Annotated in this window: 10 protein-coding genes; 8 read left to right on the top strand and 2 right to left on the bottom strand. The window is 70.0% G+C overall.

Annotated elements, in window-relative coordinates:
* Nucleotides 1-64: 64 nt before the first annotated feature.
* Both ACFVTC_RS17990 and ACFVTC_RS17985 read right to left on the bottom strand, forming a co-directional pair.
* Nucleotides 65-3,694: a S8 family serine peptidase gene (locus ACFVTC_RS17990; RefSeq protein ID WP_390127959.1), complete on the bottom strand. Its 3,630-nt coding sequence runs from the start codon at nt 3,692-3,694 to the stop codon at nt 65-67.
* A gap of 811 nt (nt 3,695-4,505) precedes the next feature.
* On the bottom strand, nt 4,506-5,654 hold the full coding sequence (locus ACFVTC_RS17985) for a serine hydrolase domain-containing protein (protein WP_390127957.1): 1,149 nt from the start codon (nt 5,652-5,654) through the stop codon (nt 4,506-4,508).
* A 967-nt stretch (nt 5,655-6,621) separates the two neighbouring features.
* Here ACFVTC_RS17985 and ACFVTC_RS17980 point away from each other — a divergent pair.
* The 8 genes from ACFVTC_RS17980 (at nt 6,622) to ACFVTC_RS17945 (ending at nt 18,540) form a co-directional block, all read left to right on the top strand.
* Nucleotides 6,622-7,710: a sugar ABC transporter substrate-binding protein gene (locus ACFVTC_RS17980; protein ID WP_390127956.1), complete on the top strand. Its 1,089-nt coding sequence runs from the start codon at nt 6,622-6,624 to the stop codon at nt 7,708-7,710.
* 119 nt (nt 7,711-7,829) lie between these two features.
* Nucleotides 7,830-8,606, top strand: a complete 777-nt coding sequence (locus ACFVTC_RS17975; RefSeq protein WP_390127954.1) for an ATP-binding cassette domain-containing protein — start codon at nt 7,830-7,832, stop codon at nt 8,604-8,606.
* Nucleotides 8,603-9,883, top strand: coding sequence for a sugar ABC transporter permease (locus ACFVTC_RS17970; RefSeq protein WP_390127953.1), 1,281 nt, complete (start codon nt 8,603-8,605; stop codon nt 9,881-9,883). The genes ACFVTC_RS17975 and ACFVTC_RS17970 overlap by 4 nt, the downstream gene beginning before the upstream one ends.
* Nucleotides 9,884-9,977: 94 nt before the next feature.
* The gene (locus tag ACFVTC_RS17965; protein WP_390127950.1) at nt 9,978-11,102 is read left to right on the top strand and encodes an ROK family protein; all 1,125 of its coding nucleotides are present in this window, start codon (nt 9,978-9,980) and stop codon (nt 11,100-11,102) included.
* Nucleotides 11,103-11,352: 250 nt separating this feature from the next.
* On the top strand, nt 11,353-12,336 hold the full coding sequence (locus tag ACFVTC_RS17960; RefSeq protein WP_390127948.1) for a hypothetical protein: 984 nt from the start codon (nt 11,353-11,355) through the stop codon (nt 12,334-12,336).
* Nucleotides 12,337-12,380: 44 nt separating this feature from the next.
* Nucleotides 12,381-14,228, top strand: coding sequence for an HSP90 family protein (locus ACFVTC_RS17955; RefSeq protein WP_390127946.1), 1,848 nt, complete (start codon nt 12,381-12,383; stop codon nt 14,226-14,228).
* Nucleotides 14,229-14,230: 2 nt separating this feature from the next.
* Nucleotides 14,231-17,179 (top strand): tetratricopeptide repeat protein, encoded by a 2,949-nt coding sequence (locus tag ACFVTC_RS17950; RefSeq protein ID WP_390127944.1) that lies wholly within the window; start codon nt 14,231-14,233, stop codon nt 17,177-17,179.
* A 515-nt stretch (nt 17,180-17,694) separates the two neighbouring features.
* Nucleotides 17,695-18,540 carry an alpha/beta hydrolase gene (locus tag ACFVTC_RS17945; RefSeq protein ID WP_390127942.1) on the top strand — a complete coding sequence of 282 codons (846 nt, stop codon included), beginning with the start codon at nt 17,695-17,697 and terminating at the stop codon, nt 18,538-18,540.
* The last annotated feature ends 96 nt before the right edge of the window (nt 18,541-18,636 follow it).

Raw genomic sequence — 18,636 nt, 5'->3', positions numbered from 1 at the left:
GGTCCTGCGGAGCGGCCGGTGCCGGGTGCCGTCGAAGGGCGTGGGCTCCGGCCGCTCGCGAGGATTACTTGAGGCCGAAGGCCCGGCTGATGGTCTGGGTGACGCCGTCGCCGTCGCGCTGCTCGGCGGAGACCCGGATGGATACGTAGTGCGCCCGGACGGGGGCGCGGAGCCGGGTGTGCCAGGTGCCCTTGTCGTTCTTCATCGCCTGCGGCTGCCAGGAGACGCCGTCGTCGTAGGACACCTCGACCTTGACCGACGCGACCGCGTCCTGAGCGGCGTCACCGCCGAGGACGACGGGCTCGACCGAGAAAGCCGACGCGCGCTCTGCCCGCCCGGCGAGGTCGAGATCTGTTCCGTAGTCGAGTTGGACCAGCGGGATGGCCTGATCGTCGACGTTGCCGGAGATGAACTTCCACTCGGTGTGCGTGGTGGTGGAGTAAGGGGTGAGGTCGGTGTTCCCCTTCGTGTCGGCGACGAGCCGGTACGGGAGTTTCTGGGGGGCCAGGTCGCCCACCCCGAAATCGGGCCGTGGCCCGTTCTGCATCAGCAGTTTGTCACCCTGGTAGAGCGAGAAGCTCCGGGACATCAGACCGGTGTCGCCGCTGTGGGCGGATCCTCCGTCACCGAATCCCGCGAGTGTGCCACCCATGGCGTCCCCGACCCGGTGCGGAACCTCGAAGCTGACCATGCGCGGCCGGGTGATGGGCCCGAACCAGTGTTCGCTCTGCACGCTGCGCGGCTGGTAACCGGCGATGTCGGTGAAGGTTGACCAGCCGTCGATGGTCGCGTACTGCTGCCACTTGACGCCGTTCCCGGCGGAGACCCAGTCGGTGCGGTGCCCGGCGGCGACGGGCTCTCTCGGGAACGGGGGAACGCGCGTCCCACCGTATACGGCGTAGGGGTAGGCAGCCGGCCAGTACTCGTAGGACGGACTGTCCTCCCGGCTTTCGAAAATCTGTTTGCCGGCGGGCGGGGCGAAGGTGTTGTCGATGCGGGCGAGGCTGCCGGGATCCGTCGCGGCGGACGGGTCGTCCGGGACCCCTCCCTGGTGATAGTCGGCCAGGTCGTACAGGTACTCCGGCGCGGGATGGGCTTCGACTGTCAGCGTCGTCCTCTTCCTTCCCGCGGTCGCGAGGGTCCGGATCAGTTCCTCGCCGTCGTCCAGGGTGACCGACGCGACCGGGACGGGCCCGGTCGCCTTCTGGTCCGGGCCGCCGTACCAGTCGTTCTTGCGGCCGTCGCCGTCGTTGACCACGAGGAGCATGGACGCCGCCGCGGCGTGCGCCGCGGCCGCCTGTTCTGCCGGCGCCGAAGTGGTACTGCTACGGACGATCACGGCCTTGCCCCGGGCGTTCAGACGGGCGTAGTCCGATGGTGCGCCGTCGCCGGCGAAGACGGCGTCGACGCGCGTGCTGCCGTCGTGGAACCGAGCAGATCCTGGCTGCACCAGCAGGGTGTCGTCGAGGTCGTGCCCGGCATAGGTGATCTTCAGTGGAGTCTGCTTGGCGCGGATCCGGGTGGTGAAGACGAAACTGCCCTTGGTCACCTTGCCCTTGGTGGGAAGGGCCCAGAGGCTGTCGTAGGCGGCGGAGGGCATGAGGATCTCGTGGAGTGCCTGCCCGTCGCGGGGCGTGGGCTCGCTGGAGGTGAAGGAGCGGAAGAGGTCGATCCTGCTGGTGGTGACCGACGTGGGCTGGGGTGTCGCCACCTTGACCTGGCGTATGCGTGACGCGTCCAGGTCGACGACCTTGTCGGATGTCAGGTTGAGTTCGGGGACGGTGAGGACGGCGTAGCCCAGGGAGTGCGGCCCGTGGCGGCCTTCCACGTCCAGGGTGGAGACGACGGTGTAGGAGCCGGGTGCCCAGCGGCTGGTGAGGGTGCCGTCGGGGACCCACATGACGGTGGTCCTCCCGTCGGCGCCGGTGATCTCGACCTCGCCGCTGACCGGCTTGCCCGACCGGTCCTTCAGGTGCACCGTCAGACCGTACTTCTCGGACTCGACGGACAGGCCCACGGCGGTGTGCACGGCGCCGGCCGCGGAGCGGGCGGTGACCTGGGCGGCGTACCGGCCCGGCGCAAGTCCCCCGGGGTCGGCCACGAGCGCGGCCGTCGAGGTTCCGCGCGCCGGCACCGTGATGTGATCGGCTGCCAGGGTGAACACTCCCGCGGGCGAGTCGCCGCGGGCCACGGAGAGCCGCAACGTGATGGGCCTGCCGGTGGTGTTGGTGTAGGTGACCTGCCGCTCGACCGGCTTCGGCTTCCGGCCGGCCGACCAGGGAACGAGTCCCGCGTCCACCGATCCGCTCGCGATGACCTGATCCTGCAGGTATGCGGTGCCCACGTCCAGCCGGCCGGCACCGGCCTGGTAGGGGCTGTACGCGGGGGTCAGGACGCTGGTGCTCATCAGGGCGTCCTTGATCCGTTGCCCGGTCCACGTCGGATGCTTCTGGGCCAGCAGCACGGCGGCCCCGGCGACATGGGGCGCCGCCATGGAAGTGCCGCTGTCCGAGCGGTAGTAGCCCTCGCCCCAGCTCATCTGCTGCGAGCGCGCGGCGAGTACGTCGACGCCGGGCGCGGTCAGGTCGGGCTTGAGCGCGTCGTCGTTCATGCGCGGCCCGGCGCTGGAGAAGTCCGCGAGGTGGTCGAAGGCGTCCACCGCGCCGACGGTGAGGGCGGCGTCCGCGGTTCCCGGCGCGCTGACGCTGTAGGGGTTGTTGCCGGAGTTGCCCGCCGCGATGACGAAGAGTGCGCCTGTCTCCGAACTCAGGTGGTTGACCGCTTGGCTCAGAGGATCGTCCTGGGTGTGCCAAGCCGGTGTGCCCAGGCTCATGTTGATGACCTTGGCGTGCTCGGTCCGCGCCGCCCACTCCATGCCGGCGATGATCCCCGAGATCGGACCGGATCCGTTGTCGCCGAGGACCTTGCCCACCAGCAGATCGGCGCCGGGGGCGACTCCGCGCTCCTTTCCGTCGGACGCGGCGCCGGTTCCGACGACGGTGGAGGCGGTGTGCGTTCCGTGTCCGTTGCGGTCGATGACGTCCTCACCCGCGACGAAACTGCGGGACGCGACTATACGGTGGGCCAGATCCGGATGAGTGGTGTCCGCTCCGGAGTCCAGTACCGCGACCCGGACGCCCGCGCCCGTGCCGCCCGCGCCCCATGCCCTGGGGGCGCCTATCTGCGCCGTGGTGTCCGCCAGGTCCGCCTGCGCCTTGCCGTCGAGCCACACCTTGTCGACACCAGCGGCGAAAGACGGCCCCGTCTCCTGGTCCGGGCTCGTGCCGGCCCTCGCCGTCGACCGCGGGGCATCCTGCCCGCCGGCGCCGGTAAGGGCGGACCAGAAGGCGGCGGCCTTCGACCGTCGGGCTTCGACGGCCTCACCATGGACGGACGGAAGACGCAGGGTTGTCTTCGCCCCCGGCAACTCGGTGTCGGACGGCAGGTCTTCGCCGGAATCTCCGCTGTTGCGAGCGGACACGTCCGGAGAGTGAGTGATGATCAAGGGGAGCGCGCCCGCGTGGGCGTCGGTGTAACCCTGGGCTATCAACTGGGTGATATTGAAGAGCTGTCTGTCGAGCCGGCCGGTCGCGATGTAGGGCATGGCCCTGTCGGGGTACACGAAGGTGTCCCCGCCCTCGATGGCGACGCGTACCGACCCCCCGGCTCCCGGCACGCGTGCGACGTCATCCACCGACACCGTTCCGCCCGGTTCCTGAGTCGCCGTCACTTTCTCGCCGGTGATCAGCGTCACGGCGACCGGCGCGCGCCGTGCACCACCGAGGGCGTCCGAAGTGATGTGCGGAGGCAGTGAAGGGGTGGAGCCATGGGCCGTCGCCGGGGCCACCAAGGTGGCGACAAGAGCTGCGGCAACCGACGCCGCAGATCTTCGGGCAAGGGGAAGCAGCACATTTCCTCCAGGTCGGTGATCGACTGAATCCGACCACTTCCTCAGAGGAAATGTAAGTTCTTGAATTCCCGACTATCTGACTGTAAGTGCAGCGCATTCAGCCGTCATGGGGCAGGTCAACGGCTGGATATCTCGCAAAACAACGGCAGTTACCTCTTATCGACGAAGATGTCCCCCACCGTCCGAAACCACTGGCTGGAAGGTCGGTCCCTCGAACAACCCCTGTCCGCAGGGACCTTGGACTCGATGCCGATGCGTTAAGGGTTTGTGGGCTGGGGACTTGTGACGAGGACAGTTTGAGATCCGGTGCGGGTCGATCGCGACCAGTTGCGGTGTTCAGTTCGCTCGAGGTGGCAGCCGGACATCTTGCGTCTCACGACGCGGGGGCTTGGCTGCTGAGTCGTCCGACAAGCGGGAGCCGTTCCATGACGTCCTGCTCGATCATTACCGGGGCTCTGCCCGGGAGCTCAGTGGGAAAGCTGCCCGGCGTGACGGACACGCTGCGCCGGGCAGAGCGCAATGTGCACTGTGGTGGCGTCGAGGTCGCCGTGCGGTGCAAGAACAGGTATTACGACGGCCCGGGTGGCGGGTGCTCCTAACCCTGCGCCGCGCACCGCCAGAACTCCCGCATCAGCGGTGTCGGAGTCGGGCCGGTCATCGCCGTCTGGGTCAGCAGGACGGTGACCGTGCCTGTCGGGGGGACGACGTGGGCCGTCGTGCCTGTGGCGCCCACCCAGCCGTAGCGGCCGGGGACGTTCCAGGGGTTGACGGAGGTGACGTCGACCTGGCCGCCGTAGCCCCAGCCCTGGCCCTCCAGGAACAGGGCCGAGGCGTCCCGCTGGGCGGCGGTGAGGTGGTCGGTGGTCATGCGGCTCACGGAGGTGGGGGAGAGGACGGGGGTGCCGTCCGGGGCCGTGCCGTCGTGGGCGAGCATCCGGCCGAAGGCGAGGAGGTCGTCGGCCGTGGAGACCAGGCCGCCGCCGCCCGACTGGAAGCGCGGCAGGCTGCTGTACGCGCCGTCCGGGGCGTCCGTCAGGCGCAGGGTGCCGTCCGCGGCGGGAGCGTAGGCGGAGGTGAAGCGGTGCCGTTTCGAGGCGGGCACCTCGAACGCCGTGTCCCGCATGCCGAGCGGCTCGAAGATCCGCTCCGCCAGGAAGTCGGGGAAGGTACGGCCCGACACCCGGGCGATCAGGATGCCCTGGAGGGCGGACGGTGTGCCGTACAGCCAGGCGTCGCCCGGCTGTTGGAGCATCGGCACCTGGGCGAGCAGGCCCAGCCAGGTGTCCGGGTCCGGCCAGTCCTGGAAGGAGCGGCTGTGATCCTGCACCGCGAACAGGGCCCGCGCGGCGGGCAGGGAGAAGTCGGAGGGGAGGCCCCAGCCGGCCCGGAAGCTCAGCAGGTCCTCGACCGTGATCGGACGGTCCGCCGGGACCACGTCCTCGACCGGTGAGGAGGGGGTGCGGACCACTGTCGGCTTCGCCAGCTCGGGCAGCCACTCCTCCACCGGCGTGTCCAGCGCCAACCGCCCGTCCTTCACCAGCGCCAGGACCGCCGCCGCCGTGACCGGCTTGCTGACCGAGGCGATCCGGAAGATCGAGTCGCGGGCCATCGGGGTGGTGCCTTCGACGTCGACGGAGCCGACGGCGACCACCTCGACGTCGTCGCCGCGGGCCACCAGGCCCACCGCCCCCGGCACGGTGCCGTCGTCGACGCGTCGTCGCAGGGTGTCGTGGAGAGAGCTCATCGGTCGGCCTTCCGGTCCGGGGAGTCGTGGTCGAACACGTCGGATACGACTTTCCTCGCCTCGCGAACTCATCGCCCCCCGATCAGTTCCCCGGTCAGGTGTCGGACGGATCCACCGTCGCCTGGCGCGGCTCAGGAAGATGCTCCTCCCCCTTCAGTCAGGGCAGGGCGCCCCTCCGGCCGGCGCCCTGCCGGCCGGAGGGGCGCGGCCGCCGCCCCCACAGGCCGCGCACGGCATCCCCTCCCACCAACCCCGGTGACCCGGTCGCCGTGGGGTCCGAGGGCGGCGAGCGCGGCGGGTTTGTCCGCGGTCGGTCTGCTCGGCGCCCCTTGAGGATCGCCACTCGTACACCCTGCGAGACCTGAGGTGGCCCGCTCAAGAAGCTTGGCGGCGAAGGCCCTTCTGCTTCGGGAGCAAGGGCGCATGGTCACCGAGGCATGGTCACCGAGGCGCTGGCCGTGGCGAGCGGCGACCGCTCCCGCGCGCTCAGGCCCTCCTCGACACCGACAGCTTCCCGAAGGCGTCCGTGACGGTGTGCCCTCGCGACCGACGTCGGAGGCGGATCGCCCCATCCCCGTGCGGCATGTGCGCGGATCAGGGACTCGTGCTCCTCGGGCTCGACGTCGTCGAGAGCGTCGTCGAGAGCGTTGGCGAAATCCGCGATGCCCCCCGGAACCACTGCCGCTCGGCCCACCGCGAGGCCCCGCGTGCTCGCCGGGCTCGTGAGGCACAGGAGGCGGTGAGGGCACCGCGTTGTGACGGGCGTCACCCAATTGTTATGGCGGATGACAAATAGCGCTTCCCGCGCTCTGGGCACGGGGTCCGGAGCGCCGTAAGTTCCCGCTCACAACATTCGATCCGGGCGGATCGCCCGACACCAGGCAATTCCCCGAGAGCGCGCTTCTCGGCTTCCTGACCGCCCTCGTACGTCCGGTCTCCGGCCGTAACACCAGAAAGGACCCTGCTCATGCGCAAGGGACTCCTCCTCACCGCCGCCTCGGTGGCACTGGTCAGTTCGCTCGCCGCCTGCGACGACTCCTCGTCGGGCGGCACTGGCGGCTCCCACGCCAAGCCGAAGATCGGCGTGATCCTCCCGGACAGCAAGTCCTCCGCCCGCTGGGAGACCGCGGACCGCAAGTACCTCTCCGAGGCGTTCAAGGCGGCGGGCGTCAAGTTCGACATTCAGAACGCCCAGAACGACAAGCAGCAATTCCAGACCATCGCGGACCAGATGATCACCAGCGGTGTGAACGTCCTGGTGATCGTGAACCTGGACAGCGGCACGGGCAAGGCGGTTCTGGACAAGGCCAAGGCACAGGGCGTCGCCACGATCGACTACGACCGGCTCACCCTCGGCGGCTCCGCCCAGTACTACGTGAGCTTCGACAACACCGAGGTAGGCAAGCTTCAGGGCGAGGGCCTCAGCAAGTGCCTGAGCGACATGAAGGCCAAGAAGCCCATCGTCGCCACACTCAACGGCTCACCGACGGACAACAACGCCACTCTCCTCGCCGCCGGCTACAACGGTGTCCTGGACCCGAAGTACAAATCGGGCGACTACGTCAAGGGCCCGGACCAGTCCGTCCCGGACTGGGACAGCGCTGAGGCCAGCACCATCTTCGAGCAGATGCTCACCAGCGAGCCCAAGATCGGCGGCGTGCTCGCCGCGAACGACACTCTCGGCAACTCGGCCATCGCCATCCTGCGCAAGCAGCACCGCAACGGCCAGGTCCCGGTCACCGGCCAGGACGCCACCGTGCAGGCCCTGCAGAACATCCTCGCGGGCGACCAGTGCATGACCGTCTACAAGGCGGTCAAGAAAGAGGCGGACGCCACCGCCGAGCTCGCCGTCTCCCTCGCCAAGGCCGAGAAGGGCGACACGAACGCGACCGTCGAGGACCCCGAGGGCAAGCGCAAGGTCCCGTCCGTGCTGGAGACACCCGTGGCCATCTACAAGGACAACGTCAAGGACGTCGTGGACGACGGCTACGTCACCAAGGAACAGCTGTGCACGGGCAAGTACGCCGCCCTGTGCGCCAAGGTCGGCATCAAGTAGCCCTGCCCGGCCGCTCGGACCGCTACCCCTGGTCCGGCCGACCCGACCGCGGGTCCCGGGGCTCCCACTTGGCCGGGACCCGGGACCTGGGACCTCACGACCACAAGGAGCCGTCTTCGATGACAGCGACCCCGATCCTTCGACTGCGCGGGATCGACAAGAGCTTCGGCGCCGTGCAGGTACTGCACGACGTGTCCTTCGACGTCCAGCCAGGGGAGGTGACCGCCCTCGTCGGAGACAACGGCGCAGGCAAGTCCACCTTGGTCAAGTGCATCGGCGGGATCCACCCGATCGACGGCGGCGAGTACTGGTTCGAAGGCGAGCAGGTCCAGGTGCACAGCCCCCGTGAGGCGGCGGCCCTCGGCGTCGAGATCGTGTACCAGGACCTCGCACTCTGCGACAACCTCGACATCGTGCAGAACATGTTCCTCGGCCGTGAGAGGCGCCGGGGACTCGTCCTGGACAACACGACGATGGAGGAGATGGCCACCAAGACCCTCCAAGGGCTGTCGATCCGCACCGTCAAGTCCATCCGCCAACAGGTGTCCAGTCTCTCCGGCGGCCAGCGGCAGACCGTGGCCATCGCCAAGGCCGTGCTGTGGAACAGCAAGGTCGTCATCCTGGACGAACCGACCGCCGCACTCGGTGTCGCCCAGACGGCACAGGTCCTCGAACTGGTCCGGCGGCTGGCCGACAACGGTCTCGCCGTGGTCCTGATCTCGCACAACATGAACGACGTCTTCGCGGTGTCCGACCGGATCGCCACCCTCTACCTGGGCCGGATGGCCGCCCAGGTCAGCACGTCGGACGTGACGCACTCCCAGGTCGTCGAACTCATCACCTCGGGCCGCAGCGGAGACCTCGGCCTCGCCCACAGCAACGGAGTCACCGGATGACCGCCGCAGTCGCCCCCGAGAAGCCCGAACTGCCGCACGGTCCCGGTACGGCGAAGAAGAACGGAGCGGCCGAAGCCGCGAGTCTGCGCTCGGTCGCCAAGAACTACGTCGACCGGCTTCGGGGCGGCGAGTTGGGCGCCCTCCCCGCCGTACTCGGCCTGATCGTCCTGTGCGTGTTCTTCGCCGTCCTGCGTCCGGTCTTCGTGTCCGAGCTGAACTTCGCCAACCTGCTGACCCAGGGCGCGGGCAGCATCGCCATCGCCATGGGCCTGGTCTTCGTCCTCCTCCTCGGCGAGATCGACCTGTCCGCGGGTTACGCCAGCGGGGTCTGCGCGGCCGTCCTCGCTGTCCTGCTCACCAACCACGGATGGCCCTGGTACGGCGCGGCCGGCGCGGCGATCCTCACGGGCACGGTCATCGGCCTGGTGCTCGGCCTGCTGGTGGCGAAGGTCGGCATCCCTTCGTTCGTGGTCACGCTGGCCGCCTTCCTGGGGTTCCAGGGCATCGTGCTGATGCTGCTGAAGGAAGGCACCAACGTCTCGATCCGAGACCAGACGATCCTGGCCGTCGCGAACAACAACCTTTCCCCCGCGCTGGGCTGGGTACTGCTCGCCGTCAGTGTCGGGACGTACGCGGCGATCCAGCTCCGGCAGAGCCGGAACCGCCGACGGCGGGGGCTCGCCCCCGCTCCACTCACCCTGCTCGCCGTCAGGATCAGCGGCCTGGCGGTGCTCGGTGCGACCGCCGTCCACCTGCTCAACCAGGAGCGCAGCCGCAACGTCATCGTCGACTCGCTCAAGGGCGTACCGATCGTGGTCCCGGTCATCGCCGTCCTGCTCATCGCCGGTACGTTCCTGCTCCAGCGCACCTCGTTCGGCCTGCACATCTACGCGGTGGGCGGTAACGCCGAGGCGGCCCGCCGGGCCGGCATCAACGTGGCAGCCATCCGCGTCTCCGCGTTCGTCATCTGCTCCTCCCTGGCCGCGGTCGGCGGCATCATCGCCGCGTCCCGGGGCAACTCGGTCGACCCCAACACCGGTGGCAGCAACGTGCTGCTGCTGGCGGTCGGCGCCGCCGTGATCGGCGGGACGAGCCTGTTCGGCGGACGGGGCAGGGTCACGGACGCCGTGCTCGGCGGCATGGTGGTCGCGGTCATCCAGAACGGCATGGGCCTGATGGGGTACAGCTCAGGGGTCAAGTACGCTGTCACGGGTTCGGTTCTGCTGGTGGCCGCAGGCGTGGATGCGCTGTCCCGTCGCCGGGCCGCACAACGATGACGTCTGGGGTTCCATGAAAGCCGGTCCCTCACAGGAGGAGATTCGCCGGCACAACCTCGGCACCCTGCTCCGTCATGTACACATCGGCGGATCCATGTCGCGGGCCGTCCTGGCGGAGCGCATGGGGCTCAACCGCAGCACCATCCTGGGTCTGGTGAGCGAGCTGGGCTCGGCCGGCCTGGTCCGCGAGGAACTGCCCCGTGAGACCGGCAGGGCCGGCCGACCGTCCCTGGTCGTACGGCCCGAGTCCGACCGCGTGTACGTCCTCGCATTCGACGTGGGCGTGGACCGGCTGGCCGTCGCCCGCATCGGCCTGGGCGGGATCTTCCTCGACCGCAGGGAGATCTCCATGCCCCCAGGCCCTCGCAACGCCGACCAGGTGGCCGAGGTCCTCGCCGGATCCGCGCTGGAAATGCTGAGCACGGCACAGCACGGCACCCACTGCGTCGGCGTGGCCGCCGCCGTCCGCGGGATGGTGCGCCGACCCGACGGCCTCGTCCGCGCCGTCCCCTACCTCGGCTGGAAGGACGAGGAGTTCGGCAAGGACCTCACGCGCCGACTGGGCCTGGGCCTTCCCGTCTCGGTGGGCAACGAGGCCAGTCTCGGCGCGCTCGCGGAGCACCTGCGCGGCGCCGGAACAGGCTGCCAGGACCTCGTGTACCTGCACGGCGACATCGGCATCGGCGGCGGTGTCATCACCGGTGGCCAACTGCTGCACGGCGACGGCGGATACGGCGGCGAGATCGGGCACATGATCGTCAACCCGCGCAACGGCAGGCCCTGCGGCTGCGGAGCGCACGGCTGCCTCGAAGCCGAGGCGGGAGAGCGCGCCCTGCTGGAAGCCGCGCGGCGCGACCCGTCGGCCACCGGCCGGGAAGCCGTACGCGCCGTCGTCGAAGCGGCCGACCGGGGCGACATCATCGCCCGCGCCGCCCTGCACGACGTCGGCGACTGGCTCGGCATCGGCGTCGCCAACCTGGTCAATGTGCTCAACCCGCGCACGGTCATCTTCGGCGGGACCCTCCGCGAGGTGTTCCTCGGCTCGGCCGCTCGAATCCGCAGCCGTATCAACCGCATTTCCCTCACAGCCTCCCGCGAGAACCTCCGGCTGCGGATGGGAGAACTCGGCGACGACGCGGTACTCGTGGGAGCCGCCGAGCTCGCCTTCTCCGAGATCCTGGTCGGCCCTCTGGAGACGCTGGCTCGCGCCGGTGCGTAGCCGGTACAGCCACGCGACCGGCACACCGGGCGGCCCGCGGCGCCTTCCCGGCCCGCGTCCCTGACATTCCGCTGCGAACCCATCGGACCTACGACGTCGTCAGCAACGGCGCCTGGCTTCCGTCGAGTCCGCCACGCGTCCCTCTGCACGACCGGCGTGCTCGAACGACTCCCCTGCACACGGCTCACCTGTCGGTGGAGCCGCTTATGCTGCACCGAAACGATCACGCGGGACCTGGGGAGGGCGCGGCATGTTCGAGAGATTGTTGAGCGGGCGAAGAGAGAGACCGGCGGATCCGCACGCCTTGCGCGCACCGCGCAGACTCATGAACGGGATGCACAGGCTGCGCGCGCTCGGCGATACCCGGGTGCTCGCGCTGACGGAGGCGGCCCGCTCCGGTGACTGGACGGCGGTCAAGGCAGCACTCACCCCGTTCGACCTCGGACGTGACGACCAGGTCCTGGGTGAACTGGCCGACCTGAACGGTGTGGAGGACTGGATCGGCCGTGCCGTCGAGGGGGACAAGGAGCACCGGGCGACCGCCTTGCTGATATCCGGCGCACGCCACGTCGTCTGGGGCTGGGAGGCACGTACTCGCGCGATGGCCGCGGACGTGACACCCGGACAGTGGCGGGTCTTCGGTGAGAGGCTCCGCATCGCCGAGGACCAGTTGCTGGAGGCGGCGGAGCTGCGGCCGGACTGGGTCACCCCGTGGCGTCGCCTGCTGACCTCCGGCCGCGGCATCTCGGTGGGCCTCGCTGTCAACGAGGCCCGCCTCGATGCGGCCCTGCGCCGCGACCCGCTGGACCTGGAGACCCACGTCGAGTGGGTGTCGTACCTCCAGCCCAGGTGGAACGGCAAGCCCGGCGAGGCACTGGCGTTCGCGCGCGAGGCGTTCGCCGGTGCGCCCGACGGCCACCGCCTCGGCTGCGTGATCGCCGTCGCGCACATCGAGGACTGGGTCGAGTCCGACCACAAGACGTGCCTCGTCACCCCCGAGATCCAGGACGAGTTGCTGGACGTCGCCGAGCGCAGCATCCTCCACCCCGCCTACGTGCGCCGGCCTGGCTGGCAGCAGGACTTCAACGCCTTCGCCATGGCGCTCTCCCTGGCTTCGGAGCGGATCGCGTCACCGATCGTCTTCCGCGAGCTGGGCGGCGCGTACACCACGTGGCCGTGGAGGTACATGGCGGAGCCGGAAAAGATGTACGCCCGCGCCCGGCGCAACTCCTGAGCCACCGCTCCCTGCCCGCCGCTCATCTCACCCCGGACTGCCCGATGACTTTGTCCCACACCCCTTCGAGCCCGGCCGGCGCCGACCGCACCTTCCAGGTGGATCTGCGCGGCCTCGTCGACCTCCTCTCCCATCACCTCTACTCCAGCCCCCGCGTCTACCTGCGGGAACTCCTCCAGAACGCCGTTGACGCGCTGACCGCGCGGCGCGGTGTCGAACCGGGCGCCGCCCCCGACGCGTTCGGTATCCGTCTGTACGCCGATGGTTCGGTGGTGCGGGTGGAGGACGACGGCGTCGGCCTCACCGAGGACGACGTGCACCGCTTCCTCGCCACGATCGGCCGCAGCAGCAAACGCGCCGAACAGATCGCCGCACAACGTGCCGATTTCATCGGCCAGTTCGGCATCGGCCTTCTCTCCTGCTTCCTGGTCGCCGACGAGATCCACGTCCTCAGCCGGTCCGCCCGCACACCCGGCGCCCCGGCCGTGGAATGGCGGGGCCGCGGCGACGGCAGCTACACCGTCCGCACCCTGCCCGCATCCGCCCGACCCCGGCCCGGCACGACTGTCACCCTGACGCCCCGCGCCGACGCCGGAGAGTGGACCCGGCCGGTCCAGGTGCAGGCGCTCGCCCGGCACTTCGGATCCCTGCTGCGGCACCCAGTGACCTTCGACGACGGCTCCGGCGGCCCCGGCACAGCCGTCAACCCCGAGCCCGCCCCCTGGGCGCGCACCTACCCCACGCCGGGAGCTCGCTCCCGCGCGCTGGCCTCCTACGGCGAGGAGATCTTCGGATTCACGCCCCTGGACACCATCGACCTGGACCTTCCCGCCGTGGGCCTGAAGGGCATCGCGTGCATCCTCCCCGAGACGGTCCCCGCCGGACGCCGTCACGGCCACCGCGTGCACGTCAAGGGCATGCTGCTGTCCGAACAGGCCGAGGAACTCCTGCCCGAATGGGCCTTCTTCGTCCGCTGCGTGATCGACGCCGAGAGCCTGCGCCCGACGGCGTCCCGCGAGTCCCTCTACGAGGACGACACCCTTGCCGCGGTCCGTGACGCCCTCGCCGGACGACTGCGCGACTGGATCGCGCGGACCGCCGCCAGCAACCCGGACCTCCTCGGCCGCTTCCTCCAGGCCCACCACCTGGCCGTGAAGTCCCTGGCCGTGCACGACGACGAGATCCTGCGCATGCTGCTTCCGTGGCTGCCGTTCGAGACCACCGACGGACACGCCACCCTGGACGAGTTCGCGCGCACCCACCGCACCGTGCTCGTGACCTCCAGCGTGGAGGAGTTCCGGCAGGTCGCCGCGATCGCCGCGGCCGCCGGCCTCGGCGTCGTCAACGGCGGTTACACCTACGACCGAGAACTGGTCCACCGGCTGCCGGAGATCAGACCCGAGGTCACGGTCGCCGACCTCGACCCGGCCACCCTCACCGCCCACCTCGACCCCGTCGAACGCGAGACGGAACTGGCCGCCGCGCCCTACCTCGCCCTGGCCCGGGACGCGCTCGCCGTCTTCGACTGCGACGTCGCGTTGCGCACCTTCCAGCCGGCCTCCGCACCCGCCCTCCTCCTCGACAGCCGCGAGGCCCGGCACGAGCGCACCCGCTCCCAGCTCGCCCGCGAACAGCAGGGCGGCATCTGGGGCGACATCCTCGGTCACCTGCGCCAGGAGGCCCCGCGGGCCCAGCTGATCCTCAACCAGCTCAACCCGCTGGTACGCACCGCGGTCACCATCGACGAGCCCGAACTGGCCCGCACCAGCGCCGAGGCCCTCTACGGGCAGGCCGCGATGCTGTCCCGGCGCCCGCTGCGGCCGGCCGAATCGAGCCTCATCAACCGCTCCTTCCTCGACCTCCTCGCCCACGCCCTGCGCAAGGACAACTGACGATGCCGACCGCACCCCGGACCACCGACGAGCTGTACCAGGCGCTCCAGGACAACGACCGCCGCCCGTACGGCCGAACCCGCACCGTCACCGCCGAAAGCCTCGCCGAGGCCGCCGAGCTGTTCGCCGAGCCCTTGCCACTGGTGCGCGCCCTGCTGGAACTCCAGGAGGCGTACACCTACGGCTCCGAACCCCGTAAATCCCCTGTCGTCTTCGCGCGATTGCTCAACCTGTTCGACGAGCAGCCCGACGTGTTCGACGAGCAGCTGCGGCACGCGCTGTTCTGGCGCTTCAAGTGGGTGGCCAACGCGCTGGTCGCCCTGCCCGAGATGCCCCTGCCCAGTCTCCGCCAGTGGCTGACCGAGATGCGCGACCGGTATGAGAAGGCCGGCCTCGCTCTCCAGCCCTACTACGGACAGGCATACCGGCTTGCCGCACACACCGGTGAGGACACCGACCTCGCCTTCGAACTGTGGGCGGGCCGCACCCGCACGCAGCTCAGCGACTGCGAGGCATGCGAAATCTGCGAGCGCGCCCTCCACCACCTCGCGGCGGACGACGACGAACGGGCGCTGCGCGTCTGGCAGCCTGTCCTGGACGGACAGGAGTCCTGCCAGGAGGAGCCCGCCCGGTCCGTGTCGTACGCGCTGCTCCCGCTGCTGCGCACCGGCGGTGCCGACAAAGCGCGCGAGCTGCACCTCACCGGTTACCGCGCCTGCCGCCGCAACCCCTCGATGTCCAGCGAGGTCGGCCGCCACCTGGAATTCTGCGCCCTCACCGGCAACGAGGCCCGCGGTCTCGAACTCCTCGCGGAGAACCGGAACCTGTTCGACGACGTCGACTCACCCCTGGACCTGCTCGGCTTCCTCACCGGCGTGGAGGTCCTCCTCCAGCGTGTCGAGCTCCTCGGCCACGGAGAACTGCCCACGCCCGGCTACGCGGGCCGCACCTGGACAGTGTCCGGTCTGCGCGCCGAGGTACGGGACCGCGCCGACGACCTCGCCGCACGCTTCGACGCCCGCAACGGCACCAGCACCCACACCGACCGGCGACGGGACCGCCTCGGCCGCGCACCCCTCCTGGCCACACTCGAACTGACCCTGCGCACCCGCACCCTCGATGACACGGCCCCGACAGCCGTCCCCGCCACCACTCCCGCCGCCGCGGTCGCCCACACCGAGTCGCCGTCCGAACTCATCGCCCGTGCGAGAGAGTTGGATGAACAGGGACACCCGGACGCGACGGCTTGCTGGGCTCGGCTGCGGGTCCTCGTCGCGGACCCCGGCTGGATCCACCCCGACGACCCAGCCCTGGGACCGCCGGCCCGGCTCCAGGCGGACCTGCTGGACGACGAGGCGGGCACGGAGGGCGAGAAGGACCGGTTCGCCGAAGCGATCGCCCTCTACGGGCGGGCCGCGGGTCTCTACGACGAAGCGGGGGCACCGGGCCACGCCGTCCTCGCCCGCGCCTGCACCCGGCTCCCCGCCGTCGAGATCTCCGGGGAGTGGGCCGACGACGACGCGAAGGCCACCGCGCTCGCCGACGTCCACACGGACCTCGTCCGGCTGCACGAGGAGACGCCCGGCCTGGCCCCTCACCTGGAGGCCCGGCTGCTGCGGCTGCGGGCGACCGCGCTCGGCATACGCTTCCAGACGTCGCGAGACGACGAGCACAAGGCGCCCGTACTCGCGGAAACGGACCTTCTGCTCGCCTTCGCCACCCAGCACGAAATCGCCGGCCAGATCTCCGGAGCCCACCTGGTGCGGGCCAACACCCACGCGCTCGCCGGTGACCTGTCCGGAGCGACCGCGGAGATCGACCGTCTCCTCGACCGACTGAGGGTGAACGGGCCAGCCTGGCACCTGCCCCGGACTCTCGGCCTGCGCGGCCGTATCCAGTTGCGCCGGCAGGACGCGAAGGCCGCACACGCGGACCTCACCGAGAGCTTGCGACTGGCCGCCGACTGGCCCTCGCTCACCGTCGGCCAGGCCCGCCTCCACGCGGATCTGGCCGAGGCATCCATGCGACTGGGGCGGCCCGAAGAGGCGCTGCGGCACCTGACCCGCTCCGCGGAACTGGATCTGCGCCACGGCAGCCGCACCGACGCGTTCTGCACCTACGGCAACGCGGCACAACTCAGCCTGGACATGGGCCACGTCGAGGACTGCATCGCACTGCTCGACTCCCTCCTGGCCGAACCAGACGTCGGCGCGGGGGAGATGGACGACCGCCTCGTCGCCCAGTTGCGCCTCACCCGGGCCCGCGCGCTGCACGCGGGAGAGGACCTCAAGGCCGCCACCGCCGAACTCGCCGCCCTCGCAGCCGAATCGGCCGGCTGGGACGACGACCCTGGAAGCCACGCCATGATCGCCGCCGAGACCGCCGTACTCCTCGCCGAGTCCGGCGAGTTCGACCGGGCTCGTGAAGCCGCGGACCAGGCGCTCGCCGCGCACGCCCGGTCCCCACGCTACGAACAACTCAGCAACAGCCTGCGCGAACTCGCCCGGCTCCAGGCAGAACAGCGGGGCGCCGAGGGCCTGGCCGGCGCCCTCGCCCTGCTCGCCGACGCCGGCCGTGTCGCCGACGAGGCCCGCGCCGCGGGGTACGAGGCCCGCGGCCGCTCCCTGGACAGCGCCCTCGCCTATGAACGGGGGCGGGTCAATGCCTACGCCCATGAGTACGAGGACGCCCTGTCGTCCCTGGACCGGGCCCTCACTCTGCTCGGCGAACCGGGTCCCGGGAAGGACGAAGACACCGGTGAGTGGGCCGAGTGCGTCCGACTCGCGGCCCTCGTGGAGGGTACGTACCTGAAACGCCCCGCCCCCGCCCTGACCCGCCTGAATGAGGCCGTGTCCCGCCTCGACACCCTCGGTCACACGGAGAACAGCGAGCGACTGGCAGCCCTGGCCGGCCGCTTGCGCGACCTGGAGCCGGGGGCGGCACCCGCGTGAGCGGGGAGCAGAACGCCGCCGCTTGACGAAATCCGAGGACGGCATCATCCGGCTGCAGAGTCAGATCGACGACGGACTGTCCGCGCAAGCGGTCGGAGCATGGTGTCAGAGCATTGGAGGAGGCCCCGGAGCCCGGACGGTGTCCGGGGCCTCCTCCAATGCGACGGGCCTTCCCTAGGGGATTCCGCGATCCCGACACCGTGAATCGGCGCCTGAGCGGTCATTGGCCTTTCTGCGAAGTACATGCGGACCCGTGCGTCTCGCGGATGACACGTGACCAGCCGCACTCGGAAGTCACCATCAAACCCCCTCAGTGCTGTGACCTGTACTTTCCGGGACTTTCCGGGAGTGAGGCACAGGCGTTGTGGCCCAGATGCTGATGTGGCGGCATGGCGTTACCGTCGTGTGGAGAACCAGGAGCGTATCGACCGGTCGGCAGCGCGTTTCGATTTCGAGGTGCTTCCCACCGATCTTTTTTATGGATGCGTTCCCTCCGGTGGACAAGGAGGATTCCGATGGCGTCCCTTACCCGACCGCGGTATCTCCCGATGACTCTGGCGGCGGCCACGATCGCCGTCACCAGCATGGTTGCCGCGGTCCCGCCAGGCGACGCCGCGAAGGCGGGAACAGCCGGCAAACAGGCGAAGCCCACCGTCGTCCTCGTCCATGGGGCGTGGGCGGACGCGTCGAGCTGGAACGGCGAGGTCAGCCTCCTGCGGAAGGCGGGTTACACGGTGCGTGCCATCGGCAACCCGCTTCAGGACCTGACCACCGACGCGCAGACGGTGAAGGACTTCCTCAAGACCATCAAGGGCCCGATCGTCCTGGCGGGACACTCCTACGGGGGTTCGGTCATCACGAACGCCGCGCAAGGGGTCAGCAACGTCAAGGCCCTCGTCTACGTCGACGCGGCAGCGCCGGCGGTCGGGGAGAACACGGGGCAGCTCAGCGGCCCGACGTCCGTGCTGGCGAAGAAGCCGCCGTCCGATCTGTACGACGCGGTACCGTACGCGAACGCGCCCTCCAAGGCATCGGCGTTGTACCTCAAGGAGAACGTCTTCGTCACGAAGTTCGCGAGCAGCGTGCCGCATGAACAGGCCGTGAACCTCTGGGCCACGCAGCGCGCCGCCACCACCGTGGCCTTCCAGACCCCGTCCAAGTACGCCGCGTGGAAGGCGATTCCTTCCTGGTACTTCATCAGCAGCGGGGACCAGATCATCACGCCGGACTCGGAGAAGATGATGGCGCGCCGCGCCCACTCGAAAGTCACGATCTACAAGGGTGGTTCGCATCTGACCTTGGTGTCGGACCCCGCCGCGGTCACGAAGGTGATCCGGGCGGCGATCTCGTCCGTGAAGTGATGCAGTGCGAAGTGCGGGCAGCCGCGGTGCCCACCGGCTGATTGCCGGCGGGCGCCGCGGCGCCGCGCCGGGGACGGCCCCCCCATCCGCGCCGCG

The sequence above is a fragment of the Streptomyces sp. NPDC057950 genome, assembly GCF_042887295.1.
GTDB classification, from domain to species: domain Bacteria; phylum Actinomycetota; class Actinomycetes; order Streptomycetales; family Streptomycetaceae; genus Streptomyces; species Streptomyces kaempferi.
The sequence above is the reverse complement of the archived record's forward strand: the minus strand, read 5'-3'. Positions and strand labels throughout refer to the sequence as shown.